This window comes from Streptomyces sp. NRRL F-5135, assembly GCF_000719775.1.
In the GTDB taxonomy this organism is placed as follows: domain Bacteria; phylum Actinomycetota; class Actinomycetes; order Streptomycetales; family Streptomycetaceae; genus Streptomyces; species Streptomyces hebeiensis.
Map to the genome: position 1 here is coordinate 161,795 of NZ_JOHR01000004.1, position 26,346 is coordinate 188,140.

28 protein-coding genes, 1 pseudogene and 1 riboswitch are annotated in these 26,346 nt (G+C 72.4%); of the genes and pseudogenes, 16 read left to right on the forward strand and 13 right to left on the reverse strand.

The window, feature by feature from the left end; all coding sequences use genetic code 11:
* Window positions 1-102: 102 nt before the first annotated feature.
* The 3 genes from IG02_RS0107560 to IG02_RS0107570 are packed head-to-tail and all read right to left on the reverse strand — an operon-like array spanning window position 103 to window position 1,620.
* On the reverse strand, window positions 103-384 hold the full coding sequence (locus IG02_RS0107560; protein ID WP_030743352.1) for a PTS sugar transporter subunit IIB: 282 nt from the start codon (window positions 382-384) through the stop codon (window positions 103-105).
* Window positions 381-836, reverse strand: a complete 456-nt coding sequence (locus IG02_RS0107565; RefSeq protein ID WP_030743354.1) for a PTS sugar transporter subunit IIA — start codon at window positions 834-836, stop codon at window positions 381-383. The genes IG02_RS0107560 and IG02_RS0107565 overlap by 4 nt, the downstream gene beginning before the upstream one ends.
* 55 nt (window positions 837-891) lie before the next feature.
* Window positions 892-1,620, reverse strand: coding sequence for a GntR family transcriptional regulator (locus IG02_RS0107570; protein WP_030743358.1), 729 nt, complete (start codon window positions 1,618-1,620; stop codon window positions 892-894).
* Window positions 1,621-2,009: 389 nt separating this feature from the next.
* Here IG02_RS0107570 and IG02_RS0107575 point away from each other — a divergent pair, with 389 nt between their 5' ends.
* From IG02_RS0107575 to IG02_RS0107600, 6 genes are all read left to right on the forward strand, one after another.
* On the forward strand, window positions 2,010-2,666 hold the full coding sequence (locus IG02_RS0107575; protein WP_037802519.1) for an HAD family hydrolase: 657 nt from the start codon (window positions 2,010-2,012) through the stop codon (window positions 2,664-2,666).
* Between the two features lie 240 nt (window positions 2,667-2,906).
* Complete coding sequence (locus tag IG02_RS0107580; protein ID WP_234314649.1) at window positions 2,907-4,295, forward strand: MFS transporter; 1,389 nt, start codon at window positions 2,907-2,909, stop codon at window positions 4,293-4,295.
* A gap of 165 nt (window positions 4,296-4,460) precedes the next feature.
* Complete coding sequence (locus IG02_RS0107585) at window positions 4,461-5,783, forward strand: right-handed parallel beta-helix repeat-containing protein (RefSeq protein WP_030743367.1); 1,323 nt, start codon at window positions 4,461-4,463, stop codon at window positions 5,781-5,783.
* Between the two features lie 132 nt (window positions 5,784-5,915).
* Window positions 5,916-6,782, forward strand: coding sequence for an ABC transporter substrate-binding protein (locus IG02_RS0107590; RefSeq protein ID WP_030743369.1), 867 nt, complete (start codon window positions 5,916-5,918; stop codon window positions 6,780-6,782).
* Window positions 6,779-7,798 carry an amino acid ABC transporter permease gene (locus tag IG02_RS0107595; protein ID WP_078854279.1) on the forward strand — a complete coding sequence of 340 codons (1,020 nt, stop codon included), beginning with the start codon at window positions 6,779-6,781 and terminating at the stop codon, window positions 7,796-7,798. The genes IG02_RS0107590 and IG02_RS0107595 overlap by 4 nt, the downstream gene beginning before the upstream one ends.
* Window positions 7,795-8,613 carry an amino acid ABC transporter ATP-binding protein gene (locus IG02_RS0107600; protein WP_030743375.1) on the forward strand — a complete coding sequence of 273 codons (819 nt, stop codon included), beginning with the start codon at window positions 7,795-7,797 and terminating at the stop codon, window positions 8,611-8,613. The genes IG02_RS0107595 and IG02_RS0107600 overlap by 4 nt, the downstream gene beginning before the upstream one ends.
* Before the next feature lie 19 nt (window positions 8,614-8,632).
* Here the strand turns inward: IG02_RS0107600 and IG02_RS0107605 are convergent, their stop codons facing one another.
* Both IG02_RS0107605 and IG02_RS43830 read right to left on the reverse strand, forming a co-directional pair.
* On the reverse strand, window positions 8,633-9,565 hold the full coding sequence (locus IG02_RS0107605; protein ID WP_051764643.1) for a glutathione S-transferase C-terminal domain-containing protein: 933 nt from the start codon (window positions 9,563-9,565) through the stop codon (window positions 8,633-8,635).
* 166 nt (window positions 9,566-9,731) lie between these two features.
* Window positions 9,732-9,869, reverse strand: coding sequence for a putative leader peptide (locus tag IG02_RS43830; RefSeq protein WP_352085994.1), 138 nt, complete (start codon window positions 9,867-9,869; stop codon window positions 9,732-9,734).
* Between the two features lie 36 nt (window positions 9,870-9,905).
* Window positions 9,906-10,052: riboswitch (SAM riboswitch) on the reverse strand.
* Between the two features lie 214 nt (window positions 10,053-10,266).
* Between IG02_RS43830 and IG02_RS0107610 the strand changes: the two genes are divergently transcribed.
* The 4 genes from IG02_RS0107610 to IG02_RS0107625 all read left to right on the forward strand — a co-directional run bounded on the left by IG02_RS0107610 (window position 10,267) and on the right by IG02_RS0107625 (window position 13,721).
* Complete coding sequence (locus IG02_RS0107610) at window positions 10,267-10,884, forward strand: TetR/AcrR family transcriptional regulator (RefSeq protein ID WP_030743379.1); 618 nt, start codon at window positions 10,267-10,269, stop codon at window positions 10,882-10,884.
* A 50-nt stretch (window positions 10,885-10,934) separates the two neighbouring features.
* Window positions 10,935-11,924 (forward strand): DMT family transporter, encoded by a 990-nt coding sequence (locus tag IG02_RS0107615; protein WP_078854306.1) that lies wholly within the window; start codon window positions 10,935-10,937, stop codon window positions 11,922-11,924.
* 100 nt (window positions 11,925-12,024) lie between these two features.
* Complete coding sequence (locus IG02_RS0107620) at window positions 12,025-13,362, forward strand: phosphoribosyltransferase (protein WP_030743382.1); 1,338 nt, start codon at window positions 12,025-12,027, stop codon at window positions 13,360-13,362.
* A 92-nt stretch (window positions 13,363-13,454) separates the two neighbouring features.
* Complete coding sequence (locus IG02_RS0107625) at window positions 13,455-13,721, forward strand: DUF1876 domain-containing protein (protein ID WP_037802520.1); 267 nt, start codon at window positions 13,455-13,457, stop codon at window positions 13,719-13,721.
* 122 nt (window positions 13,722-13,843) lie between these two features.
* Here IG02_RS0107625 and IG02_RS0107630 read toward each other — a convergent pair whose 3' ends face one another.
* The 6 genes and pseudogenes from IG02_RS0107630 to IG02_RS0107650 form a co-directional block, all read right to left on the reverse strand.
* Window positions 13,844-14,485 carry a hypothetical protein gene (locus IG02_RS0107630; RefSeq protein WP_158712258.1) on the reverse strand — a complete coding sequence of 214 codons (642 nt, stop codon included), beginning with the start codon at window positions 14,483-14,485 and terminating at the stop codon, window positions 13,844-13,846.
* A 163-nt stretch (window positions 14,486-14,648) separates the two neighbouring features.
* Entirely contained in the window at window positions 14,649-14,819 is a 171-nt protein-coding gene (locus IG02_RS42630) for a hypothetical protein (RefSeq protein ID WP_234314668.1), read from the reverse strand.
* A gap of 190 nt (window positions 14,820-15,009) precedes the next feature.
* Window positions 15,010-15,564: pseudogene (locus tag IG02_RS42635) on the reverse strand (serine/threonine-protein kinase); the annotation flags it as partial.
* A 94-nt stretch (window positions 15,565-15,658) separates the two neighbouring features.
* The gene (locus IG02_RS0107640; RefSeq protein WP_030743391.1) at window positions 15,659-17,536 is read right to left on the reverse strand and encodes a glycoside hydrolase family 9 protein; all 1,878 of its coding nucleotides are present in this window, start codon (window positions 17,534-17,536) and stop codon (window positions 15,659-15,661) included.
* A 159-nt stretch (window positions 17,537-17,695) separates the two neighbouring features.
* On the reverse strand, window positions 17,696-18,643 hold the full coding sequence (locus IG02_RS0107645) for a ribokinase (protein ID WP_051764649.1): 948 nt from the start codon (window positions 18,641-18,643) through the stop codon (window positions 17,696-17,698).
* Window positions 18,644-19,074: 431 nt separating this feature from the next.
* Window positions 19,075-19,680, reverse strand: a complete 606-nt coding sequence (locus IG02_RS0107650) for a TetR/AcrR family transcriptional regulator (protein ID WP_030743396.1) — start codon at window positions 19,678-19,680, stop codon at window positions 19,075-19,077.
* 70 nt (window positions 19,681-19,750) lie between these two features.
* On the opposite strand from IG02_RS0107650, the gene IG02_RS0107655 reads away from it, so the two are divergent.
* A complete protein-coding gene (locus tag IG02_RS0107655; protein WP_030743399.1) occupies window positions 19,751-20,644 on the forward strand; it encodes an NADP-dependent oxidoreductase in 894 nt (297 codons plus the stop codon).
* Complete coding sequence (locus tag IG02_RS42640) at window positions 20,604-21,146, forward strand: carboxylesterase family protein (protein WP_234314650.1); 543 nt, start codon at window positions 20,604-20,606, stop codon at window positions 21,144-21,146. The genes IG02_RS0107655 and IG02_RS42640 overlap by 41 nt, the downstream gene beginning before the upstream one ends.
* A gap of 23 nt (window positions 21,147-21,169) precedes the next feature.
* Here IG02_RS42640 and IG02_RS0107665 read toward each other — a convergent pair whose 3' ends face one another.
* Window positions 21,170-22,102 carry a helix-turn-helix domain-containing protein gene (locus IG02_RS0107665; RefSeq protein ID WP_037802521.1) on the reverse strand — a complete coding sequence of 311 codons (933 nt, stop codon included), beginning with the start codon at window positions 22,100-22,102 and terminating at the stop codon, window positions 21,170-21,172.
* A gap of 130 nt (window positions 22,103-22,232) precedes the next feature.
* Between IG02_RS0107665 and IG02_RS0107670 the strand changes: the two genes are divergently transcribed.
* The 4 genes from IG02_RS0107670 to IG02_RS0107685 all read left to right on the forward strand — a co-directional run bounded on the left by IG02_RS0107670 (window position 22,233) and on the right by IG02_RS0107685 (window position 25,150).
* The gene (locus IG02_RS0107670; RefSeq protein WP_030743407.1) at window positions 22,233-22,634 is read left to right on the forward strand and encodes an MmcQ/YjbR family DNA-binding protein; all 402 of its coding nucleotides are present in this window, start codon (window positions 22,233-22,235) and stop codon (window positions 22,632-22,634) included.
* Window positions 22,631-22,999, forward strand: a complete 369-nt coding sequence (locus tag IG02_RS0107675; protein WP_030743411.1) for an MmcQ/YjbR family DNA-binding protein — start codon at window positions 22,631-22,633, stop codon at window positions 22,997-22,999. The genes IG02_RS0107670 and IG02_RS0107675 overlap by 4 nt, the downstream gene beginning before the upstream one ends.
* A 91-nt stretch (window positions 23,000-23,090) precedes the next feature.
* Window positions 23,091-23,858: an AAA family ATPase gene (locus IG02_RS0107680; protein WP_234314651.1), complete on the forward strand. Its 768-nt coding sequence runs from the start codon at window positions 23,091-23,093 to the stop codon at window positions 23,856-23,858.
* 86 nt (window positions 23,859-23,944) lie between these two features.
* Window positions 23,945-25,150: a cytochrome P450 gene (locus tag IG02_RS0107685; protein ID WP_030743418.1), complete on the forward strand. Its 1,206-nt coding sequence runs from the start codon at window positions 23,945-23,947 to the stop codon at window positions 25,148-25,150.
* A gap of 157 nt (window positions 25,151-25,307) precedes the next feature.
* Here IG02_RS0107685 and IG02_RS0107690 read toward each other — a convergent pair whose 3' ends face one another.
* Entirely contained in the window at window positions 25,308-26,327 is a 1,020-nt protein-coding gene (locus IG02_RS0107690; protein ID WP_234314652.1) for a DUF5937 family protein, read from the reverse strand.
* Window positions 26,328-26,346: the final 19 nt, after the last annotated feature.

The window sequence follows — 26,346 nt, forward strand, 5'->3', positions numbered from 1 at the left end:
TGCGGGGTTGGTGATGTGTGCCGTACTGGGCGGCGTGGGCTCACGGCCGGACGGGCCGGCGGGGCGGTCCGTGAACGACGGTGGGGAAAGCCGGTGCGGCGGTCAGAGGAGGCCGTGGCGGGCGGCCGCGGACTTCACCGCGTCGCGCAGTTCGTCCATGTCGATGATGCTGTTGAGCACGACCACGTCGCCGAGACCTTGGGCCGCGTCCTGAAGATCCTTCGCGACGAAGAACACGTCGGCGCTGCCGGGTCCCGCGGAGCTGATGTCGGAGTGTTCCACCGCGACGTCCGCGAGCCCCAGTTCACGGACGATGGTCTCGATGTTCATGCGCACCATGAAACTGCTGCCGAGTCCGGTGCTGCACATGGCCAGGAACTTCATCGGGTCTCCTCGAACTGAGTGATCAACTTGATGACTTCGGGCGCCGAGGCCGCGTCGCGCAGCGCTTGACGGGTGCCGGCGTCCGACAGGATGCGGGCCAGTGACGCCATGGCGCTCATGTGCGCCTCGGCGTCGACGGCCGCGAAGCAGAAGTAGAGGTCGACGGCGTGGAGCGGGTCGTCGAGCAACGGGGCGGGTGCCGGCAGCCGCAGCATCGACATGGCGGTCCGCACGGCCCCGTTCTCGGGGCGGGCGTGTGCCAGGGCGATGCCGTGGCCCAGATCGATGTACGTTCCGCCGGCCGCGATGGAATCGAGCATCGCCCGGACGTAGTCCGGGGTGATGTCACCGGCCGCCAGGAGCGGCCGGGCGACGCCGGCCACCGCCTCCCGCCAGGTCAGCTCGGACGGGGAGAAGAGTATGCGCTCCTCCGTCAGCAGGTCACTGAGCATGGGTACTCCACACGTTTCACTTCGTACGGTTGGTGATCGGTTCCGTGGCGGGCCGCTACTCGACGTCCGCGACGATGTCGAAGGAGAGCTCCGCGGTCTCGGGGACGAACTTGGACGTGCCGTGGATGACCGGCTTCCCGCCCGGTTCGAAGACGCGTGAGGTGGCCAGCAGCAGCGCCGCCCCCTCGGTCACGTCCAGCAGACCTGCCTCACGACCGTCACACAGGTGCAGGCCGACCACGATCTCGTTGCGGGCGAGCAGCAGGTCGTGGTGCGCACGCAGATAGGCGTACAGGGAGATGGCGGTGAAGTCGGTCGTCAGGACGTCCGGGAAGCGCTCCTCCTCCACGTACGACTCGGCGAGATGATGCACGACTCCGTTGACCCGGCGCAGCCTCTCCAGCCGGACGACCGGTGTGGCCGGGCTGATGTCGAGGAGGGCGGCCAGCCGGGTGCCGGCCCGCGTGCTCTCCTGGGTGAGCACCTCCGAGGTGACGGTGTGGCCCTGGCGGGCGAGCTGGGTGTAGAAGCCGGTCACCTCGTTCACGAACCGCTCGCGGTGTTTGAGGTGGTAGCGCGGGTGGGTCACGAATGTGCCGCGGCCGTGCTCGCGGACGAGGTGGCCGTCCTGCACCAGTTCGTCGACGGCACGGCGCAGTGTGATGCGGCTCACTTCGTACTCCGCGCACAACACACTCTCCGCGGGCAGCTGTCCGCCCACGGGGAGATCGCGGATACGGCGCAGCAGATGGTCGCGCACTCGCGCGTACTTGTGCCCGGCCATCCGTGATCTCCTCATTGAGTTCATGTGTCGTCGAGACGTCATGATGACTACAGCTTGGTGAAAGCGTCAATAGCCGCTACCGAAGCGAAATGTGATCATCGTCCCCTGGGGGTGCGCCGGACTCTGTCCTTGCGCCCCCCGGTTGACCTGTGGGGTTCTACTGCCTCCCGATCCCAGGGGTTTGTGCGGAGGTCCCGGCCGGGTTTCCCAAGTCATCATGACGTCATGACCTTTGCGGGTGTGCCTCCGGTGGTGCCACCGGGCCGCCGGCATGACACAGTGCGCCCTGGTGCCCTACGACAGCGAGGCCTCCTTTGAACACACCGAACACACCGAACGCGCCGAAAACGCCGAACGCGCCGAAAACGCCGAACGCTCCCGCGCCTGGTGTGCCGCGCGGCACCCGGCTCGTCATCTTCGACTGCGACGGGGTCCTGGTCGACACCGAACGCACCGGCCCCGCGATCGTGGCGGAGATGGCCCGGGAAGTCGGCTGGCCCCTCACCCCGGCCCTCGTCCGGCAACGCTTCCTCGGCCGCCCCGAGTCGTACCTGTACGAGCAGGTCCGCGCCCACGCCACCGTGCCCGTCGGCCCCGAATGGCTCCGTGACTACCGCGGCAGGGTCCGCGACGCGTTCGCGGCCCGGCCGCTCACCATGCCCGGTGTCGTGGAACTGCTGGACCTCCTCGACCGCCGCCCCCTCCCGTACTGCGTCGCCTCCAGCGGCAGCCACGAACGCATCGCCCACTCCCTGACGGCCACCGGGCTCATGGAGCGGTTCGCCGGCCGTGTGTTCAGCGCCGACGACGTCCCCCTCGGCAAGCCCGCGCCGGACCTCTTCCTCCATGCCGCCCGCAGCCAGGGCTGCCCGCCCGGGAACTGCCTCGTCGTCGAGGACAGCCCGGCGGGTGTGGACGCCGCCCTCGCGGCGGGCATGCCCGTCGTCGGCTACAGCGGCGGGCCCACCGAGCCCGAGGTCCTGGCACACGCCACGCACGGTGTCATCGAGGACCTGGCGCACTTGTTCCGCGGCACACCGGATTGACGTGGTGTCAACCCGTTGACCCTCCCGGGCCGAAACCGACCGAGTGGGGCCGAGCCGAGCGGGGCCGAGCGGGGCCGAGTGGGGCCGGGCGCGGCCCCGCCGGCTGATGACCGTACCGTGTGCCGATCGGCCGGATTTCACGGAGAGTCAACGGGCCTTCACCGGGCGTCTTGCCATTTCCTCCCGTCCGCCCGAGTATCTGCGGTCGTACTCCGTATTCGCCTCAGAGTGGAGGTAGCGATGCCGGGAGGGACCACGGGCTCGGAAACCGGCCCGGAGACTGGCTCGGACGCGGGTCCGGAAACGGGCTCGGACGCGGGGCCGGGCGCCAAGGTGGGAGCGGTCGCGGGCCGGCGGGGCGCGGCGGACCGGCTGGGGCTGCCGAAGCCCCTGCTCCTCGGCTACGCGGGCCTCCTGTTGTTCATGATCGGTGACGGCGTCGAGTCCGGCTTCATCGCCCCCTACATGGCCGACCACGGAGCCGGCACGGACGTACGGGCCGGATACGTCATCACGGTCTACGGCATCGCCGTCATGCTGGCGTCCTGGTTCTCCGGCGCGCTCTGCCAGGTATGGGGGCCGCGCCGGGTGATGTGGGTGGGGCTCGCGATCTGGGCCGTCTTCGACGTCGCGTACCTGCTGCTGGCCCTGGGCACGGAGAACTTCCCCCTGATGATGCTCTTCTACGGCATCCGGGGGTTCGGCTACCCCCTCTTCGCCTTCGGCTTCCTCGTATGGATCACCAACACGGCGCCGACGGCCAGGCTGGGCACCGCGGTCGGCTGGTTCTACTTCGCCTTCACCGGCGGCCTGCCCACCCTCGGTTCGCTCTGGTCGTCCCTGACGATCCCCGCCGTCGGCCGGCTGGGCACGCTGTGGTCGGCGCTCGTCCTCATCCTCGTCGGCGGCGCGCTCGCCCTGGTCGGCGCGCGCGACAGGCCGGGCGGCGACCGACTGGCGCCGCCCGAGGTCACCACCGGCCAGAGCCTGCGCGAATCCGTCTCCATCATCTGGACGCACCCCCGCGTCCTCGTCGGCTGCCTGGTCCGGATCATCAACACCGCGCCCGAGTTCGGGATGCTGGTGTATCTGCCGCGCATCTTCTCCGACGACGTCGGATTCGGCACGGACAAGTGGCTCCAGTTGCTCGCGATCATCTACGGCACCAACATCTTCTTCAACCTCGTCTTCGGCGCCCTCTCCGACCGCATCGGCTGGCGGCCCACCATCGCCGGATTCGGCGCGCTCGGCTGCGCGATCAGCGTCACGACGCTCTATTTCGTGCCGGTCTGGCTGGGGCCCGATCACTACTGGGTCGCCGTGGTGGCCGGCATGCTCTACGGGGCGACCCTGGCCGGATTCGTGCCCATCTCGGCGCTCATCCCGTCCATGGCGCCGGAGAACAAGGGCGGCGCCATGGCCCTGCTCAACCTGGGCGCGGGCGGCGCCGCCTTCGTCGGCCCGGCGATCGCCAGCCTCTTCCTCCCGCTCGTCGGCGCCGGCGGCGTCACCCTGCTCTTCCTGGGCCTGTACCTGGTCGCCTTCCTGCTGACGTTCCTGCTCAAGCTGCCGGAGGAGACGGCGGGTAAGGCCGCCGCCCGGCGCGAGGCGGGACAGGCCGTCGGCTGACCGCCCGGCACCCCTCCACCGGTGCGGACGTACCCGACAACGTTTCGGAACCGGGTGACCACTCCTACCGACAGGACCGGGGCGTGTCCCGAAACACGCCCCGGTCAGGGTTCGGTGGCGGGTGTCCGGCCGGTGGCGGGACACGCGGGAGAGAAAGGGGTCGGTATGCGTGTCTCAGGCATGCTCGCGGCGGTGGCCGGCATCGCGTGGATGGTGGGAACGACAACGGCGGCGGGCGCGGCCGGGGCGGTGAGCACCGAGGACGGGCCGCGGGCCGTCCCCGCGCCGGCCGCGGTGACTTCGGGGGCGGCGGCGCGAGGAGCGGCAGGGCCGACGGTGACCGCGCCACAGGTGGCGGCACGCCTCGCCGATCCCACCATCGTGGTCGCGCCGAACGGTGACGACTCCGCCCCCGGAACGCTCCAGCAGCCGCTGCGCACCATCCAGAAGGCGGTCGACCGGGCCCGCCCCGGTGATGTCGTCGCCGTCCGCGCGGGCACCTACGCCCTGACGGACAACATCACCATCACCACCTCCGGAGAAGCGGGCCGGCCGATCACTCTTGGCGCCTACCGCGACGAGAAGGTCGTCGTCGACGGCGAACGCCTGCCGGCCAGTCACACGCCGGTCGGCGGCAGTATCCCCCGGGCCGAACGCGGCGCGGTCCACCAGGAGGCGTCCTACTGGCAGGTGTCGGGACTGGAGATCATCAACGGGCCGTATGCCTACTACTGCGACGGATGCGACCACAACGTCTTCTCCGGGCTCGTCGTCCACGACAACTACGAGAGCGGCTTCCAGCTCCAGGGCGACTCCAGCGGCAACCTCATCCTCAACCTCGACTCCTACGCCAATCGCGACCCGCGCAAGAACGGCGAGAGCGCCGACGGCCTCGCCATCAAGGAGGGCGGTGGTGCGGGCAACGTCGTCCGGGGCGCCCGGCTGTGGAACAACGTAGACGACGGCTTCGACGCCTGGAAGTTCACCTCGCCGATCCTGATCGAGGACACCGTCGCGTACGGCAACGGTTACAACCGCTGGAACTTTCCCGACTTCGCCGGTGACGGCAACGGCTTCAAGCTCGGTGGCGGCACCCCGGCGCCGACGGCCGGCCACACCCTGCGCAACAGCGTCGCGTACGGCAACGCGGCGCACGGCATCACCGACAACGGCAATCCGGGCGCGCTCGTGATCTCCCGCAATTCCAGCTTCCGTAACGAAGGCACCGGGTTCGAAGCCGACACCACCGGCTCGGCCGCCGCCTTCACGGGCAACCTGTCCGTGGCGGACGGGACGGCCGCCAGTATCAAGAACGGCGCCGTCGCCACCGGCAATTCCTGGAACCTGGGCGGCACCTGGAACGAGTCCTCCGTCCTGAGCACCGATCCGGGTCCGCTCACCGGCCCGCGTGCCGCCGGCGGAGCCCTGCCGCCGTCCCGTTCCTTCCTGCTTCCCCGTAACGGCGCGGCGGTGGGCGCACGCCTGTGACGCCGGTCCCCGGCGGGGCGGCGTGTCGGCATCGGCACCGGGCCGCCGCTGCTCCGCGGGGGCGGCGGATTTCACGCGACCGCAATGCCGGTGATCTCGACAGCCGCCCCCGCCCGGTGCCACTCTCCCGCCATGCGCCTGATCACCGCTCGCGGGCTCCTCCCCGCGCTGCTCGCCCTCGCCATGGCCGCCACCGCGTGCGCCCCGCAGGAACCGACGTCGTCCGCCGACAGCGCGTCCTCGACGGCGTGCGCCCCGGGCGAACTGCCCACCGAGGCACCGGGGAAGCTGACGGTCGGGACGGACAAGCCCGCCTACGCGCCCTGGTTCCAGGACGACGATCCGGCGAGCGGAAAGGGATTCGAATCCGCCGTCGCCCATGCCGTGGCCGAGGAACTCGGTTACGGAAAGGAACAAGTCGTCTGGCAGACCGTGCCGTTCAACAACTCCTTCGCGCCAGGTGACAAAACGTTCGACTTTGACATCAACCAGATCTCCATCAGCGACGCGCGCAAACGGGCCGTCGATTTCTCCTCCGGTTACTACGACGTGCGCCAGGCCGTCGTCGCCCTGAAGAAGTCCCGGTACGCCACGGCGAAGAGCGCGGCGGAACTGCGGGATGCCAAGCTCGGTGCCCAGGTCGGTACCACCAGCCTCGATGTGATCGAGGAAACCATCCGGCCGGGCGAGCGGCCCGCCGTGTTCCAGAAGAACGACTACGCCAAGTCCGCGCTGCGCGGCGGCCAGGTCGACGCGATCGTGGTCGACCTGCCGACCGCGTTCTTCATCACCTCGGCCGAGGTCCCGGAGGCGACGGTCGTCGGACAGTTCGCCGCCACCACCGGACAGAAGGAACAGTTCGGGCTCGTCCTCGACAAGGGCAGTGCCCTCACGCCCTGTGTCACCCGGGCCGTCGACGGACTCCGCGCCGACGGCACACTGGCCGCCCTGGAGAAACGCTGGCTGTCCGACGCCGTGGACGTCCCGGTGCTGACATGACGTCACCGAACGCGTTCCCGCTGGGAAAGGACGACGGCCGGGGCGACGGACGGGACAACAGACGGGACGACGGCCAGAACGACCGGCAGGACCCGGCGAAGGACTGCGGAAGCGGCGTCGGGCGGCGCGCCGGGCGAGGCGACCGGCCGGACCGACACGCCGCCGAGGACCCGTACACGCCCTCGGCGCGCCGGATCGAGCGCGAACGGTACAAACGCGCCCGGGCCCGCCGCGCCACGGCGATCGCCGCCCTCTCCACCCTGGTGACGGGCCTCGTCCTCGTCCTCCTCGTCACCGGCTCGCCCGGCTGGCAGCGCACCCGGGAGACGTTCCTGAGCGCCGAGTACGCCCGGATGGCGCTGCCCAAGGTCCTGGAAGGGCTGCTGCTCAACCTGCGCCTGCTGGCGGTGTGCGGCCTGTGCGTCCTGGTGCTCGGACTGTTGCTGGCCGTCGCCCGCACCCTGCGCGGCCCGGTCTTCTTCCCCCTGCGGGCGCTGGCCGTCGCCTACACCGACTTCTTCCGCGGACTGCCGCTGATCATCTGCCTGCTGATGGTGGTCTTCGGCGTACCGGCGCTGCGGCTCCAAGGCGTCACCACCGACCCGGTGCTGCTCGGCGGGACGGCCCTCGTGCTGACGTACTCCGCCTACGTCGCCGAGGTGTTCCGGGCCGGTATCGAGTCCGTGCACCCCTCCCAGCGGGCGGCGGCCCGCTCGCTGGGGCTCTCCCGTGCCAAGACCCTGCGGTACGTGGTGCTGCCGCAGGCCGTCCGGCGGGTGATTCCACCGCTCCTCAACGACCTGGTCTCGCTCCAGAAGGACACCGGCCTCGTCTCGATCGCCGGTGCGGTCGACGCCGTGTACGCGGCACAGATCATCGCCGGGAAACACTTCAACTACACGCCGTACGTGGTGGCGGGCCTCGTCTTCGTCGCGCTGACCATCCCGATGACCCGCTTCACCGACTGGGTCACGACCCGCACGGAGCGCCGGCGCGCACAGGGAGGAACGGTATGACGGGCGATCAGGATCCGGTGCTGCGACTGGAGTCCGTACGCAAGACCTTCGGCGGCACCCGCCCGGGTCGCCGGGCCGGCCGGGGTGGCGGGGCCGGCGGAGCCGACGGCGGTGGCCGGGTCGTCCTGCGGGACGTCTCGCTCGACGTGCCCCCGCACACCGTGACGGCGCTGATCGGCGCGTCCGGCTCGGGCAAGTCGACCCTGCTGCGCTGCGCCAACCTGCTGGAGGAGGTCGACGACGGCGCGATCTTCCTGGACGGCGAGGAGATCACCGCCCCGGGGGTCGATCCGGACGCGGTGCGCCGCCGTATCGGCGTGGTGTTCCAGTCGTACAACCTCTTCCCGCACATGACGGTGCTGGAGAACGCCGCTCTCGCGCCGCGCCGCGTGCTCGGCCTCCCGCGCGCGGAGGCCGAGGACCGGGCGCGGGAGCTGCTGGCACGCCTCGGCCTCGGCGACCGGTCGGGGGAGTACCCCGACCGGCTCAGCGGCGGACAGCAGCAGCGGGCGGCGATCGTCCGGGCCCTGGCCGTACGGCCCCGGCTGCTGCTCCTGGACGAGATCACCGCGGCGCTCGACCCCGAACTGGTCGGTGAGGTGCTCTCGGTCGTACGGGACCTCAAGGAGGACGGCATGACGATGGTGCTGGCCACCCACGAGATGGGCTTCGCCCGGGAGATCGCCGATCAGGTGTGCTTCCTGGACGGCGGCGTGGTACTGGAGCGAGGCACGCCGGCACGGGTCTTCGGTGAACCGCGGCACGAGCGGACGCGGCGCTTCCTGCGCCGGATCGTGGCGGCGGGTCGGCTCTGAGCGGGCCGGCCTCCAAGGGTCAGACCGGGCCGAGGATCCCCGGCAGCGTCACATCCGCGCCCGACGACAGCGGGGCGTCGCAGGTGCGGCGGTGCAGACGGTCCATGTCGTCCGGGCGGAAGGCGGCCTGGAAGGCCGGGTGGCCGTACAGCCGTCGTACGTAGGCCCACAGTCGCTCGTACCGGCCGATGTCCTGTGCGGTTCCGGCGTCCAGGTGGAGCCGCTGCACGCCGTCGAGGTGCACCAGCGCCACCCAGACGTCCACGTCCGCGGCCGTGAGGTGGTCGCCCACCGCGTAGGGTCCCCGCGTCAGCCGTGCTTCGAGCAGGTCCAGCGCCGCGAGCAGCGTCCGGCGGGCCTCGTCCCGGCCCGGTCGCGCGGCCGCCGCGCACGCCCGCTGGGCCGCCCGCGTGACGTCCTCGTCGAGCAGCGCACGGACGGTCTCGATCTCCGTCAGGAGGGCGGGGGGACGCAGGTCCGCGACCCGGCCGGTACGGTCGTGGTCGCGGTCGCCGACCTGGTCGACGAGGTCGCGCAGGATGTCGGAGGTGTGGTTGCTGACGACGCGTCCGCTCCACCGGTCGCACAGCGCGGGCACGGTCAGCGGACCGTCGTAGTGGTGCCGGGTGGCCTCGTACGCCCGGCGCAGCCCGGCGAGCGGACCGGGGGCGTCGGCCTCGGCGGGCAGCGTGAGGACCGTGGTGGTGACCGCGTCCCCGAGCCCGAGCAGGCCGAGGGTGAGCGCGACACGCAGCGAGCGCGGACAGCCGGCCGAGAGATACAGGTGGTAGCGGCGCGGCGCCGGGTAGAACCCGCCGGCCCGGTCGTCCCCGATCCGGCTGCGGAAGGGGACGGAGGCGGGAGTGGGGCGGGCGGAAGGTGTCGTGTGCGGACAGGGCGGGGCCGGCGTGCGCGGGTGCGTGGCGGTCCTGGGCGCGGTGGTCGGGGGCATGGCTCTCCAAGAGGTGGTGGAGGGGCCCCGGTGGCAAACGGCGGCACCGGTGGGCGGACGGGGAGGGGCCCCGGGGGCGGGCAGGCCGAAGCGGGCCCCGTGGGCAGTGGCTGATCGGTGGCCCGGCAACCACCGGTCCTTCGCGGACGTGTGGCCGGGGACGTCCCTAACGGGCGGAAGCGCAGGCGCTGCTGACGCGCAGCAGGTCGATGTGCAGACGCCGCGTCAGAAGGAGGGAACGGGGCGCGCGAGAGCGCCCGTGACACCGTGTCGCGTCCGCTCTTCCGCCGGCACTCCTGGGCATCTCACCGGTCCCACCGTCGGGGGCTCGCGGGACGCGAGACCGAGCTTGTCCCGCCACTCCGGCGGGGCCTGGTCGTCACCCGGGGCACCCCGTCGCGGTGGAAGGGTTGCCCGTCAGCGGGCCGGGGCCGATGACCCGCACGAGCGGAAAACTCCTGCACGGCGGGCGCTGACAATCGTGACCGTCCACAACAGTCTGATCGCGCTCCGCGAGACCGTCAAGGGAGACGTCGGCGCCCGACGGGGGCGTGCGTCCGGCGCGGCGCTTCCATGACCGGGACCGTGCCGTCAGGGAACAGCGAGGTTGTCGGGACAGACCGGTCTACCTAGTATGGCGCGGAGGCGGAGGGCCGGACACGGACGTACGGGGCAGGACGGACGCACGGGACAGGAGGGTCATGACGGAGACCGGTGCGGCACCCGCGCAGCCGACCCGGCGGGGCGGCGCGCGTGCGCGGCTGCTCGCCGCCGCGGCACGCCGTTTCTACGCGGACGGGGTGACGGCCACGGGGATCGACACGATCACCGCCGAGGCCGGCGTCGCGAAGATGAGCCTCTACAACAACTTCTCCTCGAAGGCCGAACTCGTCAGGGCCTACCTCGAGGAAAGGCACGACGAGTGGCTGGAACTGTACCGGCGACGGCTGGACCGGGCCGACGGCCCCCGCGCGAGGGTGCTCGCCGTCTTCGACGCGTACGCCGACCACGCGGCGCTCGCGTACGAGCACGGCTTCCGGGGCTGCGGGCTGCTCAACGCGGCCGCCGAACTGCCGGCCGGCGACCCGGGGCGGGACGCGGTGCGCCGCCACAAGGAAGAGGTCGAGGAACTGCTCGCCGGCCACCTGCGCGACCTGCGGCCCGACCGGCGCGCCGAGACCGGCGCGATCGCGGAGCACCTGTCGTTCCTGCTGGAAGGAGCGGTGGCTCGGGCCGGTCTCGAGGGGGACGGGTCCCGCCTGCGGCGGGCGCGGGCGCTGGCCGCCTCCGTGGTGGACGCCTGGGCCGGGACCCGGTGACCGGGGCGGGGACGGGCCCGTCGCGCGGCGGCGGAGCGGGCGCCGTGTGCGTGCTCGCGGCCTCGGTGCTGTGGGGCACCACCGGCACCGCGGCCACCTTCGCCCCGGCCGTCGGCCCGCTCGCGATCGGGGCCGTGGCGATGGGGCTGGGCGGACTGCTCCAGGCCGTCACCGCCGCCCGGCCGATCGCGCGCGACCGGGCCGCCCTGCGCGCGCGGCGCGGCCTCGTCCTGCTCGGCGCGGTGGCGGTGGCGGTCTACCCCCTCGCGTTCTACACCTCCATGCGGCTGGCCGGGGTCGCGGTGGGGACGGTCGTGTCGATCGGCTCCGCCCCGCCGGCCGCCGCGCTGGTCGAACGCCTCGTGGACCGCCGTCGGCTGACGGGCCGTTGGGCCGCCGGTGCCGGGCTCGGCCTGCTCGGCGTCGTCCTGCTGTGCGCCGCCGAGGCCGCCCGGGCGCACCCGGGCGCGGGGTCCGGGTCCGGCGCGGCGACCGTCCTCGGGGTGGGCCTCGGCCTGGTCGCCGGTGTCACCTACGCGGTCTACTCCTGGGCGGCGCACCGTCTCATCAGCGGGGGTACGGCGTCCCGCGCCGCGATGGGCGCGGTCTTCGGGCTGGGCGGCCTGCTGCTCCTGCCGGTCCTGGTGGTCACCGGCGCACCGCTGCTGGCGTCCTGGTCCCATGCCGCCGTCGGCGCGTACATGGCCCTGGTGCCCATGTTCGCGGGATACGTCCTGTTCGGCTGGGGGCTGGCGCGGGTGACCGCGACCACCGCGACGACGCTGTCGCTCCTGGAACCCGCCGTCGCCGCCGTCCTCGCCGTCGTGGTCGTCGGGGAGCGCCTGCCCGCGCTGGGCTGGGCCGGAGTCGCTCTCGTCGTCGGCTGCCTCGCCGTCCTGACCGCCCCCGCGCGGCCGGTACGCCGCCCCGCCCGCGCCGTACGCCCCTCGCGTGGGGCATCGCCCCTTCCCTCCGTGCGACCGGTGAACGGCGACGTCGGCCCGGCGCCGGTGGCATCGGGCCGGGAACCGCCGGAATAGGTCATTCCACCTCTTGCCCTCCGCCTCTTACGCTCCGCGCGTTTTCGAGGTGGACTGGAAGAGGAAGCCCGACAGCTCGGCCTCGGGAGAGGAGGCGGGCATGCGTTTCTCCGACCGCACCGCCGCCGGGAGGCGGCTCGCCGACGAAGTGAGGCGGCTGCGCCTCGACGATCCCGTCGTCCTGGGACTGCCGCGCGGCGGCGTACCGGTGGCCTACGAGGTGGCCCGGGCCCTCGACGCGCCCCTGGACGTGATCGTGGTCCGCAAACTCGGCGTGCCGGCCCGGCCGGAACTCGGATTCGGCGCCATCGGCGAGGGCGGCGTCAGCATCCTGAACGAGAGCGTGGTCATGGCCGCCCGCGTAGGCGCCCGCGAGCGCACCGCGGTGGAGCGGGCGGAGCGGGCCGCGCTGGAACGGCGCCTCGAGCACTACCGGGGCGAGCGCCCCGCAGTGGAACTCGTCGGCCGGACGGCGCTGATCGTGGACGACGGGATCGCCACCGGTTCCACCGCGTCCGCCGCCTGCCAGGTGGCGCGGGCGCGGGGCGCGGACCGGGTGGTGCTGGCCGTGCCGGTGGCACCGCCCGAGGCGCTGGCCGCCCTGGACCGGGAGACCGACGCGCTGGTCTGCCTGTCCTCGCCCGACCGGCTGGGCTCGGTCGGACAGTGGTACGACGACTTCTCGCAGACCGATGACGCGGAGGTCGCCCAGCTGCTGGCCGAGAACGCGCGGACCGTGGGTCACGGCGCGCGCCGTGACCCGCCCGCCGTCGACACGGATGTCACCATCGGCGCCGGATGGGTCGGCCTCCCCGGACACCTGGTCCTGCCGTACGGGGCGCCGGGCGTCGTGGTCTTCGCCCACGGCAGCGGCAGCAGCCGGCACAGCCCGCGCAACCAGGCGGTGGCCACGGAGCTGAACCGGGCCGGTCTCGGCACCCTGCTGTTCGACCTGCTGACCCCCGACGAGGCGTTCGACCGCGGCAACGTCTTCGACATCCGGCTGCTGGCCGAGCGGCTGGGCCGGGCCACCGCGTGGCTCCGCCGCGAGCACCCGGTCCCGGTCTGCTACTTCGGTGCCAGTACCGGCGCGGCGGCCGCGCTCACGGCCGCCGCGGGGCCGGCCGCGGAGATCGCGGCCGTGGTCAGCCGGGGCGGCCGGCCCGATCTCGCGGGAGAGCACCTGGCCGCCGTCCGCGCGCCCACCCTGCTCGTCGTGGGCAGCGCCGACCTCCAGGTCGTGGAGCTGAACCGGTCGGCGGCCGAGCGGCTGCGCTGCGAGCACCGGCTGGCGCTGGTCCCCGGGGCCACCCACCTGTTCGAGGAGCCCGGGGCGATCGAGGCGGTGGGGGAACTGGCCCGTGGCTGGTTCCTGGACCACCTGCCCCCGTCCGGCACGGTGGACCGCGGGGAGATCCGGTACGACCGCTCGGTCTGACCGGCCCGCGTTCCGGAGCCCGTCCGGGCCGGCGGAAAAGTGGAAGGATGAGAAGAGAGTCCCTGAAGAGCGTCCCTTTTGGGGAGGCAGTCATGCAGTCCAAGCAGTGGAACGCGCAGATCGACATCACGGAGGACGGCGACGAGACGCGGGCCCGTGCCGTCCTGAACACCGGGGAGACGTCCCACGTCGTGGGCAGGGGCGTCGCGCGCCGCAACCCCGTCGACCGTACGGTTCCCGAGATCGGCGACGAGCTCGCCGCCAGCCGGGCCCTGGAGGACCTCGCCATCCGCCTGCACGACGTCGCCTCCGACGACATCGTGCAGCTCGCGGGGCCCGCCGACACCGCCCTCAGATGACCGGCGACCCGGGCCCGGCGGTCAGCGGCCTCCGCGGCCGGTGACGGGGCCCGGCGCCGGGCTCGGCGGCAGGCCGGTGACGGGGCCCGGCGCCGGGCTCGGCGGCAGTGTGGCGGCCGGCGTCAGGCGCGGTGTGTCCAGTGGGGTTCGACCCGCGCCCACTCCTTCTCCCACCGCGCGCAGTCCCGGTGGTCCAGCGACCGGCGGACGGCGGCGCGGACACAGGCGGCGAGCCCGACCGCCCCGCCGGCGGCCGTCACTCCCGTGGCCACGCCCGAGAACAGCGTCACGGCCGGCCCGGGGCTCGACGGTGGCGTCACGACCTTCTCCGTCCTGTCGTCCACCCAGATCCGTACCTGCCGGCCCTTCCGCAGCCCCGCCGCGACCGCGGCCGTACCGTGGTGCGTGCCGTCCGCCGCCGTCCAGCGGACCGGTGCGCCGGCGAGCGCGACGCCCGGCCCGGCGATCGGGGCGGACCCACCGGCGTCGCCGGTGAGGACCGCTGTCACCTGGTGCCGGTCCGCGCTCCGGCTCCGGGCCACAGCCTGGTAGTGGTCGTACGTCGCCGCCCCGGCGGCCCACCCCGCGGCCGGTACGCCGATCACCAGAGCGGCGGCGATCAACAGGTCCACCCAGATCCGCAGCCAGTCGGAGAGCCGCAGGAGCGGATTGGCCCGACGCCCGTACGGCGACAGCTTCCCCAGTCGTCCCGCGCGGTGGTGCGGACGTGGCCTCGGATGCTGGTACGGGTGCGGCAATCTCATGGTCCGTCCCGCCTTCCGGGAGCGCCCTGACCTCCCCCTACAGACCATGATGCCGCGCTTCGCGGGCCGAGGAACGTCGTCGTTCGAGCCGTGCGCGTCGTGCGCGTTGTTCGACGGACCGGCCGGCCGCACCGGCTCGGTACCGGGTCGGCTCACGCCCGCGTCAGCCCAGGTCGGCGGACGGCCGGTAGCGGTCTCCCGCGTGACGGAGAAGCGCGGTGTGGAGTCCGGCGGCGCGCGTGGCGGCCTCCGCCCTGCCCAGCGAATGGAGGTCGTATTCCAGGGCGCTCCCGGCGGCGGAGTTCCCGCGCGCCATCGCGGCGGGGACGCGCACGCTCGTCTCCCGCCGGAGCACCGCCCTCACACAGAGCGTGCTGCGGCGTGGGCCCCGGGCGAAGGTGAGGTGGGCGACGTCCTGCCAGGGGACGGTGAGTGTGCCCCGGCGGTGGGTGACGGACCCCGCCCCCCGCCGCGGACGCCGCGCGGGCGTCGGACACCAGCAGCGTGTGGGCGGCTCCGGCACCGAACGCCCCCTGCCCGGTCGCCGCGTACACGAGCAGACAACCGAGCGAGAAGACGTCCGACGGCGGGCCCGCAGGCTCGCCCACGGCCTGTTCGGGCGACATGAAGCCCGGTGTGCCCATGATCGTTCCGACCGTGGTCAGCTGGGTCTCCCCGGTGGTGCCGAGGGCCTTGCCGATGCCGAAGTCGATGACCCTCGGACCGTCGTCGAGAAGCAGGACGTTGGACGGCTTGAGGTCGCGGTGCACCAGCCCGCCCTGGTGGAACGTGGCCAGCGCCTCGGCCAGCCCGGCACCGAGCCGCCGCGCCTCACTCGCGCTCAACGGACCCCTTTCCGTCACCCGTTCCGCGAGCGACGGGCCGTCGAGGTACTGGCAGGCGACCCAGGGGACGGTCGCGTCCGCGTCGGAGTCGACGATCGGCACCGACCAGAAGCCGCCCGCGCGCCGAGTCAGTTCGATCTCCCGCCGGAACCGGTCCCGGAAGCCGGGGTCGGCGGCGATCAGAGGCCGTCGGGTGCGGCGCCACCCGGACGGAAGGCCGGTGCGGGACGCCAGGTCAGGCCCGCCAGGTCAGGGGCCGTCGGCTGGGGGCCGTCGGCCGGGGGTGCCGCCCGCCACCTCCGGCCGGGGGCGGGCGGCCCGGGGCGTCTCACTCGGCGGCGAACTGGGCGAGCCAGGCCAGCGGGGCGTTCCAGTTGATCGCCACCTCGTTGGTCGAGTACGAGCCGATGTCGTCGATGTAGCACGCGGCGGGCGCGCAGCCCGGCAGGCGTTCCTGCGCGACCGGGTCCTGAAGGCCCGCGTTCGGGCCGCCGGCCAGGGAGCCCGCGGGCGGGTTGGGGAGCGAGGCGTCGGCCTGGTGGGCCCAGAAGCGGTGGTGCTGGTTGCGGGACGGCTGCTCGCCGTAGCCGCTGATGTAGGACTGGCCGAGCGTGTTGCGGCCGAGCAGGTAGTCGAGGGTCTCGATCGCCCCGTCACGGTAGGAGCGGCTGCCGGTCAGGGCGTACGCGGTCGCCAGCACGACCGCGTTGTTGCCCACCTGGCCGTTCGACCCCCATACGTACGTGGAGGCCGGGATCGGAACCGCGTAGCCCTGCCCTGACATGACGGCCAGATGGCGGTCGGCCGCCGAGGTCACCGACGCGCGCAGGCGGGCGGTGTCGGCGGCGGGCAGCCCGGTCCTGGCGCCGGCCAGGGTGAGCCGGCCGAGGGCGGCCGTGTCGGCCCAGCCGAACCCGCCGTCCGTGAAGGCGCCGGCCGAGGTGTGCCAGGGGGAGGAGGTGACGGCGTCCCGGTAGACCGTCTCGCCGGTCGTCGTGTACAGCTCCGCGGCGGCCCAGTAGAACTCGTCGCTGACCGTGGCGTCGCCGTACGCCCCGCCGCCGGTGCCGTCGGAGTCCGGGGCCAGCAGATCGGGGTTCGCCTTCGCCGCGGTCCAGGCGCGCCGGGCCGCGTCCAGGCAGCGTGCGGCGAACGCGCCGTCGTACGGGGCGTAGACCCGGGCGCACTGGGCTGCGGTGGCCGCCAGGTTGAGGGTGGCCGCGGTCGAGGGCCGGTGCAGTTCGCGCGGCTGGTCGTCGCGCTCGGGCCGGGTGGGCAGGGCGGTCCACTGCGCGTCGTGCATCTTGTGGAACGCCATGCCCGCCAGCGGCCTGCCCTGCGGTACCTGCATCCGCAGCAGGAAGTCCAGCTCCCAGCGTGCCTCGTCCAGCACGTCGGGGACCCCGTTGCCGCGCTCGGGAACGCGCAGGGTGGAGTCGCCGAGGGCGCCGTCCGTACCGGCGCGCTTCGCGCGTTCGAAGGAGTTGACCAGCAGCCAGGTGGAGAGGCCGCCGTTGACGACGTACTTGCCGTGGTCGCCGGCGTCGTACCAGCCGCCCCGCACGTCACGGCGGTAGTCGCAGACGCCTGCCTGGCAGGGGACGTTCGTGTCGCCCTTGTTGGGCGCCACTCCGAGGTGCCCGGCGGGGCGGGCGTAGGCCGCGCCCGCCAGCGACGCCTCGATGGGGATACCGCTGCGCTGCTGGTAGAAGAACGCCATGGCGTCCGAGCGCAGGCCCTCGTACAGCCCCGCGTCGATGTCGAAGGGATGACTGCTCCGGCCGCCGACGACCAGGGTGAAGCCCCTGCCGGTGCCGGTGTACGAGGAGAAGTCGGCGAGCTGCGTGGCATCCTTCGAGGCCGCGTCGGTGACGGGACGGGTGGTGGTGCCGGAGGCGACCACGGCTCCGGCGGCGTTCCGCAGCTGCCAGCCGAACGGCGCCGTGGAGGTGGTGACCACCGTGGCCCGCTTGGGGCCGTCCGGGAGATAGCCGAGCTGATTGGCGCGTACGGCGGTGGGCTCGGCGGCGACGGGCCCGGCGGCCGGGACGGTTCGGGAGTGGGCCGGCGCCGCGGCGGAGGGGGCGGTCGCGACGACCGCCACGAGTAAGGCCGCGGACAGCACGGCGGAGGCGGCACGCGCGGTGGGGCGGGCCCGGCGGGAGGACGTCCGGCCGGGGCGCGGGGGGACGAATGGCATGGGCATGGGAAGAGCCCCTTTCGCGGAGTGGGGGGTTGGGAGCGCTCCCATGCGGACCATTGCATGGGCACGTCAGATCGTCAATCCATCGGGAGGCCGTCGTTCCTCGGCCCCGGGACGGTCCCGCACGGGACCGTCCCGGCCGGTCCGGTCGGTTCGATCGGTCTAGCCGGTCCGATCGGCGGGCCGGGCTCGGGCGGCGTCGAGCGACGCCACCTCCTGAGCCGTCGGGAACGACGCCTGCGCTCCCCGTTTCGTGACCGCCGCGGCACCCACCCGGACCGCGTACGCGGCGGCGTCCGACAGCGTGTCACCTGTTCCGAGCCGCCACGCCAGCGCCGCCGTGAACGCGTCGCCGGCCCCGGTCGTGTCCACCGCGCGCACGGGCACCGCCGGCACCGGCGCCGCCCCACCGCCGTCCGCCACCAGCGCCCCATGCCCGCCCAGGGTGACGACCACCGAGCGGGGGCCGAGCGCGAGGAGCGCCTTCGCCCAACTCGCGGGGTCGTCGTCCAGCGGCGTTGCCGAGGCGTGTTCGCTCACCACTCGCGCCTCGTGCTCGTTGACGATCAGCGGGTCGCAGGCCGCCAGAACCTCGGCGGGCAGGCGCGCCGGGGGAGAGGCGTTGAGGACGAAGCGCGTGCCGGAGGGCAGCAGCCGTACCACCTCGGCGACCGTCTCCAGGGGGATCTCCAGTTGTGCCGAGACCACCGGCGCGGACGCCAGCAGCGCCGTCGACTCCCGTACGTCCGCCGGGGACAGCCGTCCGTTGGCGCCGGGGGAGACCACGATGCTGTTGTCCCCCGAGGGGTCGACGGTGATCAGGGCGACGCCGGTGGGCGCGCCACCCGACCGCACCCAGGAGGTGTCCACACCGGCGGCCTCCTGGGCATCGCGCAGCAGCCGCCCGTGCGCGTCGTCGCCGAGCCTGGCCAGCAGCGACGTACGGGCGCCGAGGCGAGCGGCTGCCACCGCCTGGTTGGCGCCCTTGCCGCCCGGGTGCACGGACAGGTCCGAACCGAGCACGGTCTCGCCCGGGCCGGGGCGCCGTTCGACGCCGATCACCAGGTCGGCATTGGCCGAGCCCACGACCAGCAGGTCGTAGTCGTACATCGCTGTCTCTTTCCGTCAGGAGGAGGGAAATGCTTCGCCTGGGCCTGACGAGGCGTCAGGAGAGTGCTCCGGCGCTCTCCGAGGTCACCACCTTGACAGCTGCCCAGTTCCGCAGTTTCTCAGTTCCCCTGGGCCGCTGGGCCGGGGACGCGTACAGCGTGCCCGTCCCGACCGCCTCCACCCGCTTCCGGTCCGCCGGACCGAAGTGGCTCTGTCGGCGGCCCAGGAAGACGTTCTCGGCACGGCCCGTTCCGGCACCGGGTCGAACTCCTGCTGGATGGTGCGATGCCGAGACGCTCCTCGTGCCGCGGTGACCCAAAACCGCTCAGGTCTTGTCCGCCTCGTCCGTCGGGTGGGGCAGCAAGGGGAACAGCCGGGTGATGAGGGCGTGCCGTCGCCGTCGTTCAGGGCTCCAGTGTCCTGACCGCGGTCTACGGTCGGGCGGTGCCGGCGACGTCTTCGGGGCGGCGGGCGGCGGCCCAGGCCGCCTCGATCATCCGGAAGATCTCGTCGAGCGCGGTCTCCGGATCGGCCGCCTCCCGGGCCAGTGAATAGCCGTCGATCGCGAACCTCGCGATCGTCCGGCAGGCCGTTGTGGTCTGTGCCAGGTCGGGATCGGCGGCGATGGCCGTTGCCAGCGACTCGGCGTGGCGCAGCCTCATCGACTCCTCGTACTTCCGCAGGGCGGGCGATTCGTCGATCATGCGCCAGATCGGGGCGGCGCTGTCCGCCGTGCAATGTCGCACCAGGGCCTGGATCTCGCGGCGCAGCGCGGGGATGAGCGGCTCCTCCCGCGCCCGGTCGGTGACCGCCCGCGTGAGGCGTTGTTCGAAGTTTTCGTCCTGCTCGAACACCAGGGCCTCTTTGGAGGCGAAGTGGGAGAAGACGGTGGTGACGGCCACGTCGGCCTCGGCGGCCACGTCACGGATCCCCACCGCGTCGTACCCGCGTTCCAGGAAGAGCCGCAGCGCGGTGTCGGCGATCTTCTGGCGGGTCGCGGCCTTCTTGCGTTCACGGCGTCCGGGCGGCGCGGTCATGTCCTGACGCTATCAGATGCAAGAGTGAAACCGTTTTGAAAAGCTAACCGTTAGTGGTACGTTCGGCCGCATGAAAAAGGTGAGTTTTACCGAGTTCGGCGGGCCGGACGTGCTGCGACTCGTGGACGCCGAGGAGCCCCACGCGGGCCCGGGTCAGATACGCATCGCGGTACGGGCGGCGGGCGTGAACCCCGTCGACTGGAGGATCCGTGAAGGCCAGATCCTGGGGGCCCATCCGGTCGAGTTGCCCTCCGGAGTCGGGCAGGACGCCTCCGGGGTGGTGGACGAGGTCGGCGAAGGTGTCGAAGGAGTCGAGGCCGGCGACCACGTGTTCGGCGAGGGCTCGGCCACCTATGCCGAGTTCGCCGTGCTGTCGGCCTGGGCCCGTATGCCCGAAGGTCTGACGTTCGAAGAGGCGGCGGGGTACCCCTCGGTGGTGGAGACCGCGCTGCGCGTCATCCGCGAGGTCGGTGTGCGGTCCGGGCAGACGCTGCTGGTCAGCGGTGCGTCCGGGGGAGTCGGATCGGCGGTGCTGCAGATCGCCCGCGACCGCGGCATCACGGTGATCGGCACGGCCGGGGCCGCGAACCAGGAATATCTGCGGAGCCTGGGCGCCGTCGCCACGACGTACGGCGAGGGCTGGGTCGAGCGGGTGCGGCGGCTCGGCCATGTCGACGCGGCTCTCGATCTGGCCGGCTCCGGCGTGATCCGCGAACTCGTCGAGCTGACCGGGGATCCGCGGAAGGTGATCTCCATCGCCGATCTCGGCGCGCCGGAGTTCGGTGTCCGGTTCTCCGGCGTGGCCGGGAGCGTGCCGGAGGCGCTCGGCGAGGCCGTCGACCTCATTTCGCGGGGAAAACTCCACATCCCGGTCGAGAAGTCGTACACGCTCGCCGAGGCCGCGGCGGCGCATATCGACAGCCATGCCGGTCACACGCGCGGGCGCCGCGTCCTCGTCGTCTGAAAGCCGGCCGCGCGTCGTCCTCGAGCGTGCCCCGAGCAGGCCCCGAGGCCGAGCGGTATCGCCGCCCGGTGCTCGCGGACTTCGAACCGGAGCGCCCCTACGACCGCAAGGGCGTCGCTCCCGTTCAGCCCCGCAGGCCGGCCGGAACAGTGGCGACTGGCTGGAAGCGGACAGCGGGACGGGCGAGGACTGCCTGAACCTGAACGTGTGGGCCCCGGAGCAGCCGGCCGGGGACGCGCTCCCGGTGGCGGTGTACATCTACGGGGGCGGATTCGAGTACGGCGCGAACACGCAGATCACCTCGAACGCCTCCGGTCTCGCCGCGTCCGGGCGCGTGGTGAGCGTGTCGATCAACTACCGGCTCGGCGCCCTGGGCGCGGTTTCACTGTCGCAGTACGGCGGGCGGCTCGCCGAGGCCGGCAACCTCGGCCTCCAGGACGTCATCGCGGCGCCGGCCTGGGTGAAGCAGAATGACTTCCTCGCCGCACCGGTCGGCGCGTGAACCGGGGCATGTGCCCGGAGCGTTCACAGAGCCGCCGCGGCCTCGCGGTCCGCGAACGCGGCCGGGGTGAGCCCGGTGCGCCCGCGAAAGAAGCGGCCGAAGTTCGCGGGGTCGCTGAACCCGAGGTGGGCCGCCACGGCACGTGCGTCCCACCCGGCAGGTCCCAGCAGGCGCCGGGCTTCGAGCAGGCGCCGTTCGTCGATGAGCTCGCGTACGCCCTTGCCGGTGGCGTCGCGGGCGGCGCGGCTGAGGGTGCGGACCGAGCAGCCGAGCAGCTCGGCGTAGTCCGCGGCCCGGTGCAGTTCACGGAAGTGCAGCTCCAGGAAGCCCAGGAACCGTCCGTACATGTCACCACGGCCGGTGCCAGATGTCGTGTCGGCAGGGGTGATGTCGGGGGAGTTGGCGAGGCGCAGCAGCAGTGATTCGAGCAGGCTGCGCCGCAGGGCGTGGTGTGCGTCGAGGGGGCGGCGCCCGAGAGCACGGTGTTCGTCCAGGAGCTGGAGGGCTGTCTGCTGGAGCCAGGCGGCGTCATCGGCGTGCGGGGTCAGCACGGCGGGGGCGTCGTGCGCGGTGAGCAGGGCCAGCAGACGGGCCGTGTCGGCGCGCAGCACGTCCGGCTCGAACAGGATGAACGGGCCGCGGGCGTCGCCGGGCGGATGCCAGCACTGCGCGTGCCCGGGACGCACCCACAGCCACTGGCCCGGCCCGACCGTCCGCGTGACGTGGTCGACGTCGTGCAGCAGCTCACCCTCGGTGACCGCGATGAGGTAATGGAAGGTGGCGCGGCCCGGCCGGGGCGGGTTCCACGGCCAGTCGTCGTGCTGGGCGAAGAAGTCCTCGACGGTACTCACCTCAAGGCCGTAGGGAGTACCGACCGGGGGCTGGAAACCGTACAGCGGAACCACGGCCGGTCCGGCCTGCCCGCCCTGTCCGGGGTGTCGCTTGTCGACCATCACGTGTCCGCAACCTACCACCCTTTTTGTCCGCTTCAGGGAAAGGATGGAACGTGCCGCCGCGCCCGCGCAGCCCACCCCGCACGTCCTTCGACGCCCCAGCCCGTCACCACCCCAAAGAAAGGCGACAGCCATGAACGGATCGACCCTGCACAAGACCGCCACCGACTGCGCGGAGGGACTTCCCGGAACAGCGCTGGAGCATCCCTTCGGCGACGAATGGGAGGTCTTCAAGGTACGCGGCAAGGTGTTCATGCTGATGACCGAGGTCCCCGGACGGCCCGTCGTGATCCTCAAGGCGGACCCCGGCGAGGCCCGCGCCCTGCGGGAACAGAACAGCCACATCACCCCCGGCTACCACATGAACAAGAAGCACTGGATCACGCTGGAGGGCGGGGAAGGCGTCGACAAGAACCTCGTCGAGGAACTCGTCACCGACTCCTACCTGCTCGTCGTCGCCCACCTGCCCAGGGCCGAGCGGCCCGTCGACCCGCACACCTACGGCAACGGCAACAGCAGTCGGGGGGCCCGGTGAGCGCGGCCGGCGACCGGCTCCAGGGCACCGCCCGCCAGACGGCCCTCGCCCTCCAGGGCGTCAGCCACGGGTACCCCTTCACCTCTTCACTCGACGTGTACAAGGTCGCGGGCAAGGTCTTCCTGATCGTCACCGACGCCCCGGACGAGCAGATCATCACGGTCAAGTGCGAACCTGAACTCGCCCGTGCGCACGTACACGCCCACGCCACGATCACACCGGGCCGTTACCTCGACAAACGGCACTGGATCTCGCTCGGCCCCGGCCCGGGCATCACCAAGCGACTGGTCACCGACGCGGTCGAGCATTCCTACGACCTGGTCGTCGAGGGAACTGCCGGGACGCGACGGGGCGGGGCCCGATGAGCCCCGCGCGCGACTGACCCCTCGCCCGTCGCCGCCCCGGGCGAGGCCCGCCGCATCCGCACATCTCCGCCTCCCACCACCCGAGAGACCGATGGAACCGACCGAAGCGACCCTGCCGCTCTTCGACGAGGAGCCCACCCGGCCACTCGCCGACCGCCCGCGCCCCACACAGCTGGAAGACGTCGTCGGACAGGACCACATCCTGGCCCCGGACGCCCCGCTGGGCCGCATGGTCGCCCAGCGGCGCCTCGGCTCCGCCATCCTGTGGGGCCCGCCCGGCGTCGGCAAAACGACCATCGCCCGGCTCCTCGCGCACGGCAGCAACCTGGCCTTCGAACCGGTATCGGCCACCTTCTCCGGCGTGGCCGATCTGCGGAAGGTCTTCGTCGCCGCCCGCGGCCGACGTGGCATCGGCCAGGGCACCCTGCTGTTCGTCGACGAGATCCACCGCTTCAACCGCGCCCAGCGGGACAGCTTCCTGCCCTACGTCGAGGACGGCACGGTCACCCTGATCGGTGCCACCACGGAGAACCCGAGCTTCGAACTCAACGGGGCCCTGCTCTCCCGCACCCAGGTCCTCGTCCTCAAACGTCTCGACGAAGCCGCGCTGTCCACGCTGCTCGACCGCGCCGAGCAGCTCACCGGCCGCCAACTGCCCCTGGACGGCGACGCCCGTCGCGCCCTGATCGCCCTGGCCGACGGCGACGGCCGCTATCTCTCGGCGAGTGCGGCCGTGATGCGCCGGCGGTCCTGCTGGCATGGAGCCCAGTATTGCCTTCGCCGTCATTCATTGCAACGCTTCATTGCGTTCGGCTTCAGCGTCATTGCATCAATTTTCCGGCATTTACCTGGGGAGTAGTTATTCTTCCGATTGACAGCCGTTCTGAACGCAACGTAGCTTTCGAGCGTCGTAAAACGCGTACTATCGCGAGATGAGGAATGGCCATGGGCGCATCCCCGCACACCGTCACGACGATGCCGACGGCGCGTCGGCCCGGCTGCCCCTTCGACCCGCCGGCAGAGCTGCTCGACGCCCGTCGGCACGGCCCCATCAGTCGCTACGCCTTCCCCGGCGGAAGGCCCGGCTGGCTGATCACCGGGTACGACCTGGTCAGGGCGGTCCTGGCCGACCAGCGGTTCAGCTCACGCAAGGAGCTCATGCGCCACCCGACCATCGACTACGGAGACTTCGAGGTCCCTCCGGCGCCGCCCGGCGAGTTCCTCCTCATGGACGAGCCCCGGCACAGCCGCTATCGGAAACCGCTGATGGGCAAGTTCACCGTGCGGCGGATGCGACTGCTCACCGAGCGCGTCGAGCGGATCACCACCGACCACCTGGACGCCATGGAGAAGACCGGGCCGCCGGCGGACCTGGTGACCGCGTTCGCCAAGCCCGTTCCCGCCATCATGATCTGTGAGCTGCTGGGGGTCCCGTACCAGGACCGGGGGTCCTTCCAGGAGCAGGTCGACTCGTTCATGAACGGGGAGACGAGCGACGAGGACCTGATCGCGGCCTATACCGCGACCCAGGACTACCTCGCGGAGCTGGTGGCCGCCAAACGCGCGGACCCCACCGACGACGTGCTCAGCGACCTCACCGACAGCGATCTGACCGATGAGGAGCTGAAGGGGATCGCCCTGATCCTGCTGGCGGCCGGGCTCGACACCACCGCGAACATGCTGGCCCTCGGCACTTTCGCCCTGCTGCGCAACCCGGAGCAACTGGCCGCGCTGCGCGCTGATCCCGCGCTCGCCGACCGGGCCGTGGAGGAACTGCTGCGGTACCTCAGTGTCGCCAAGACGTTCATGAGGACGGCGCTGGAGGATGTCGAGGTGGGCGGCCAGATCATCAGGGCCGGATCGCCGGTGATCCTTTCGTACAACACCGCCAACCGCGACCCGGAGCGCTTCACCGATCCCCATGTGCTCGACCTTCGCCGGCAGGACGGCGGGCACGTGGCCTTCGGCCACGGCATCCACCAGTGCCTGGGCCAGCAGCTGGCCCGCGTCGAGATGCGGGTCGCGTTCCCCGCGCTGCTCGGCCGCTTCCCCACGCTGCGCCTGGCCGTACCGCCCGAAGCGGTTGCCCTGCGCCCGGAGACCGCGGACATCTACGGGGTGAAGAGCCTCCCGGTCACCTGGGACGTGTGACCGATGAGAGCCGCCGTGGGCCGTTCCGGGCGGGGGAACGCGGAGCCGCGCTGAGCACATCCACGGGAGGCACACCACGGGAGGCACACCCACGGGAAGCGCACCACGGGAAGGCCGCTGCGGGCCGAGCCGGTGTGGTATTCGGGCCACTCACCGGTCAGACGTGCTGCGGCCGGGCGGCGTTCGCGGCCAGCAGGCCCGTGCCGAGCGGGGTCAGCACGTGCAGCACCGTATTGCGCTCCCTGCGTGAGACGACGAGGCCCGACTCGCGCAGGGTCCGCGCGTGCTCGCTCGCCGTCGCCAGGGTCACGCCCATGCGCCGGGCCAACTCGCTTGTCGTGCACCCGCCTTCCGCGGCTCGCAGGGCGGCGGCCCGGCCCCGCCCTATCAGATTGCCCAGGGCTCGTTGTTCCGGCTGCTCGGCCTGCGGCGCCCACCACAGGAGGCTGCGGGTGACGGGGTAGACCAGCACCGGCGGGAGGGCCGGGTCGCACAGGGTGATCGGCACCCGCCAGCAGAACACCGACGGCACCAGCCGCAGTCCGCGGCCCGCCAGCCGCACGTCCCGGTCGTAGGGGTAGTCGACCTCCAGCACCGGCCGGCGCCAGCGCATCGAGGGACCCAGGGTCGACAGCAGCGCCTCGCATCCCCCGGTGAGCAGCGCCCGTGCCCGCACCGCCCTGTCCGCCTCCGCCTGCGCTCGTACCGCCGCCCAGTAGGGCGCCAGCGCCGCCTGGAAGTACTGCTCCAGCGCCCGGCCCAGCGTGCGCAGCGCCTCCGGCTCCCCGTCCGCCAGGGGACGCAGCCAGGAGGGCACCCCCTGGAGTGCGCGGATCTCCTCGTGCAGCCGCTCGCGCGGCGTCGACAGCACCGCGTCGATCCCCGGCGCCAGCCCGTCCGCGGCCTCGGGCGGATTCAGGAAGTCGGGGAAGGAGCCCCGGGGCGGGGCCAATGTCCGGAGCAGTCGGCCGTGTTCGCGTGGCAACTGGCGCAGCCGGTCCCGGGCGTGCGACCGCCACTGGTCGAACACGGCCTTTCCCTGGGCCGTGAGAAGAACGTGGGAGCTGAGGACGGTCTCCCACAGTGGGTCCGGCCCGGCAGCCACCGTGGTCCTGAGCAGGTCGTCGTTCGTGAAGTGCAGTCGCAACACAGAGTCCCCCGTACCGGTCGTGGTCACGACCGGAGTCGTCCACACG

Excerpts from the sequence above, each read along its gene's own strand:
- IG02_RS0107590 (WP_030743369.1), top strand. The coding sequence starts at position 5,916 with ATGCGCCTGATCACCGCTCGCGGGCTCCTCCCCGCGCTGCTCGCCCTC.
- IG02_RS0107640 (WP_030743391.1), bottom strand. The coding sequence starts at position 17,536 with ATGCCCATGCCATTCGTCCCCCCGCGCCCCGGCCGGACGTCCTCCCGC.
- IG02_RS0107670 (WP_030743407.1), top strand. The coding sequence starts at position 22,233 with ATGAACGGATCGACCCTGCACAAGACCGCCACCGACTGCGCGGAGGGA.
- IG02_RS0107630 (WP_158712258.1), bottom strand. The coding sequence starts at position 14,485 with ATGAGATTGCCGCACCCGTACCAGCATCCGAGGCCACGTCCGCACCAC.
- IG02_RS42640 (WP_234314650.1), top strand. The coding sequence starts at position 20,604 with ATGCCGGTCACACGCGCGGGCGCCGCGTCCTCGTCGTCTGAAAGCCGG.
- IG02_RS0107565 (WP_030743354.1), bottom strand. The coding sequence starts at position 836 with ATGCTCAGTGACCTGCTGACGGAGGAGCGCATACTCTTCTCCCCGTCC.
- IG02_RS0107595 (WP_078854279.1), top strand. The coding sequence starts at position 6,779 with ATGACGTCACCGAACGCGTTCCCGCTGGGAAAGGACGACGGCCGGGGC.
- IG02_RS0107620 (WP_030743382.1), top strand. The coding sequence starts at position 12,025 with ATGCGTTTCTCCGACCGCACCGCCGCCGGGAGGCGGCTCGCCGACGAA.
- IG02_RS0107610 (WP_030743379.1), top strand. The coding sequence starts at position 10,267 with ATGACGGAGACCGGTGCGGCACCCGCGCAGCCGACCCGGCGGGGCGGC.
- IG02_RS0107570 (WP_030743358.1), bottom strand. The coding sequence starts at position 1,620 with ATGGCCGGGCACAAGTACGCGCGAGTGCGCGACCATCTGCTGCGCCGT.
- IG02_RS0107650 (WP_030743396.1), bottom strand. The coding sequence starts at position 19,680 with ATGACCGCGCCGCCCGGACGCCGTGAACGCAAGAAGGCCGCGACCCGC.
- IG02_RS0107585 (WP_030743367.1), top strand. The coding sequence starts at position 4,461 with ATGCGTGTCTCAGGCATGCTCGCGGCGGTGGCCGGCATCGCGTGGATG.
- IG02_RS0107645 (WP_051764649.1), bottom strand. The coding sequence starts at position 18,643 with ATGTACGACTACGACCTGCTGGTCGTGGGCTCGGCCAATGCCGACCTG.
- IG02_RS0107580 (WP_234314649.1), top strand. The coding sequence starts at position 2,907 with ATGCCGGGAGGGACCACGGGCTCGGAAACCGGCCCGGAGACTGGCTCG.
- IG02_RS0107680 (WP_234314651.1), top strand. The coding sequence starts at position 23,091 with ATGGAACCGACCGAAGCGACCCTGCCGCTCTTCGACGAGGAGCCCACC.
- IG02_RS0107605 (WP_051764643.1), bottom strand. The coding sequence starts at position 9,565 with ATGCCCCCGACCACCGCGCCCAGGACCGCCACGCACCCGCGCACGCCG.
- IG02_RS0107600 (WP_030743375.1), top strand. The coding sequence starts at position 7,795 with ATGACGGGCGATCAGGATCCGGTGCTGCGACTGGAGTCCGTACGCAAG.
- IG02_RS43830 (WP_352085994.1), bottom strand. The coding sequence starts at position 9,869 with ATGCCCAGGAGTGCCGGCGGAAGAGCGGACGCGACACGGTGTCACGGG.
- IG02_RS0107685 (WP_030743418.1), top strand. The coding sequence starts at position 23,945 with ATGGGCGCATCCCCGCACACCGTCACGACGATGCCGACGGCGCGTCGG.
- IG02_RS0107560 (WP_030743352.1), bottom strand. The coding sequence starts at position 384 with ATGAAGTTCCTGGCCATGTGCAGCACCGGACTCGGCAGCAGTTTCATG.
- IG02_RS0107655 (WP_030743399.1), top strand. The coding sequence starts at position 19,751 with ATGAAAAAGGTGAGTTTTACCGAGTTCGGCGGGCCGGACGTGCTGCGA.
- IG02_RS0107625 (WP_037802520.1), top strand. The coding sequence starts at position 13,455 with ATGCAGTCCAAGCAGTGGAACGCGCAGATCGACATCACGGAGGACGGC.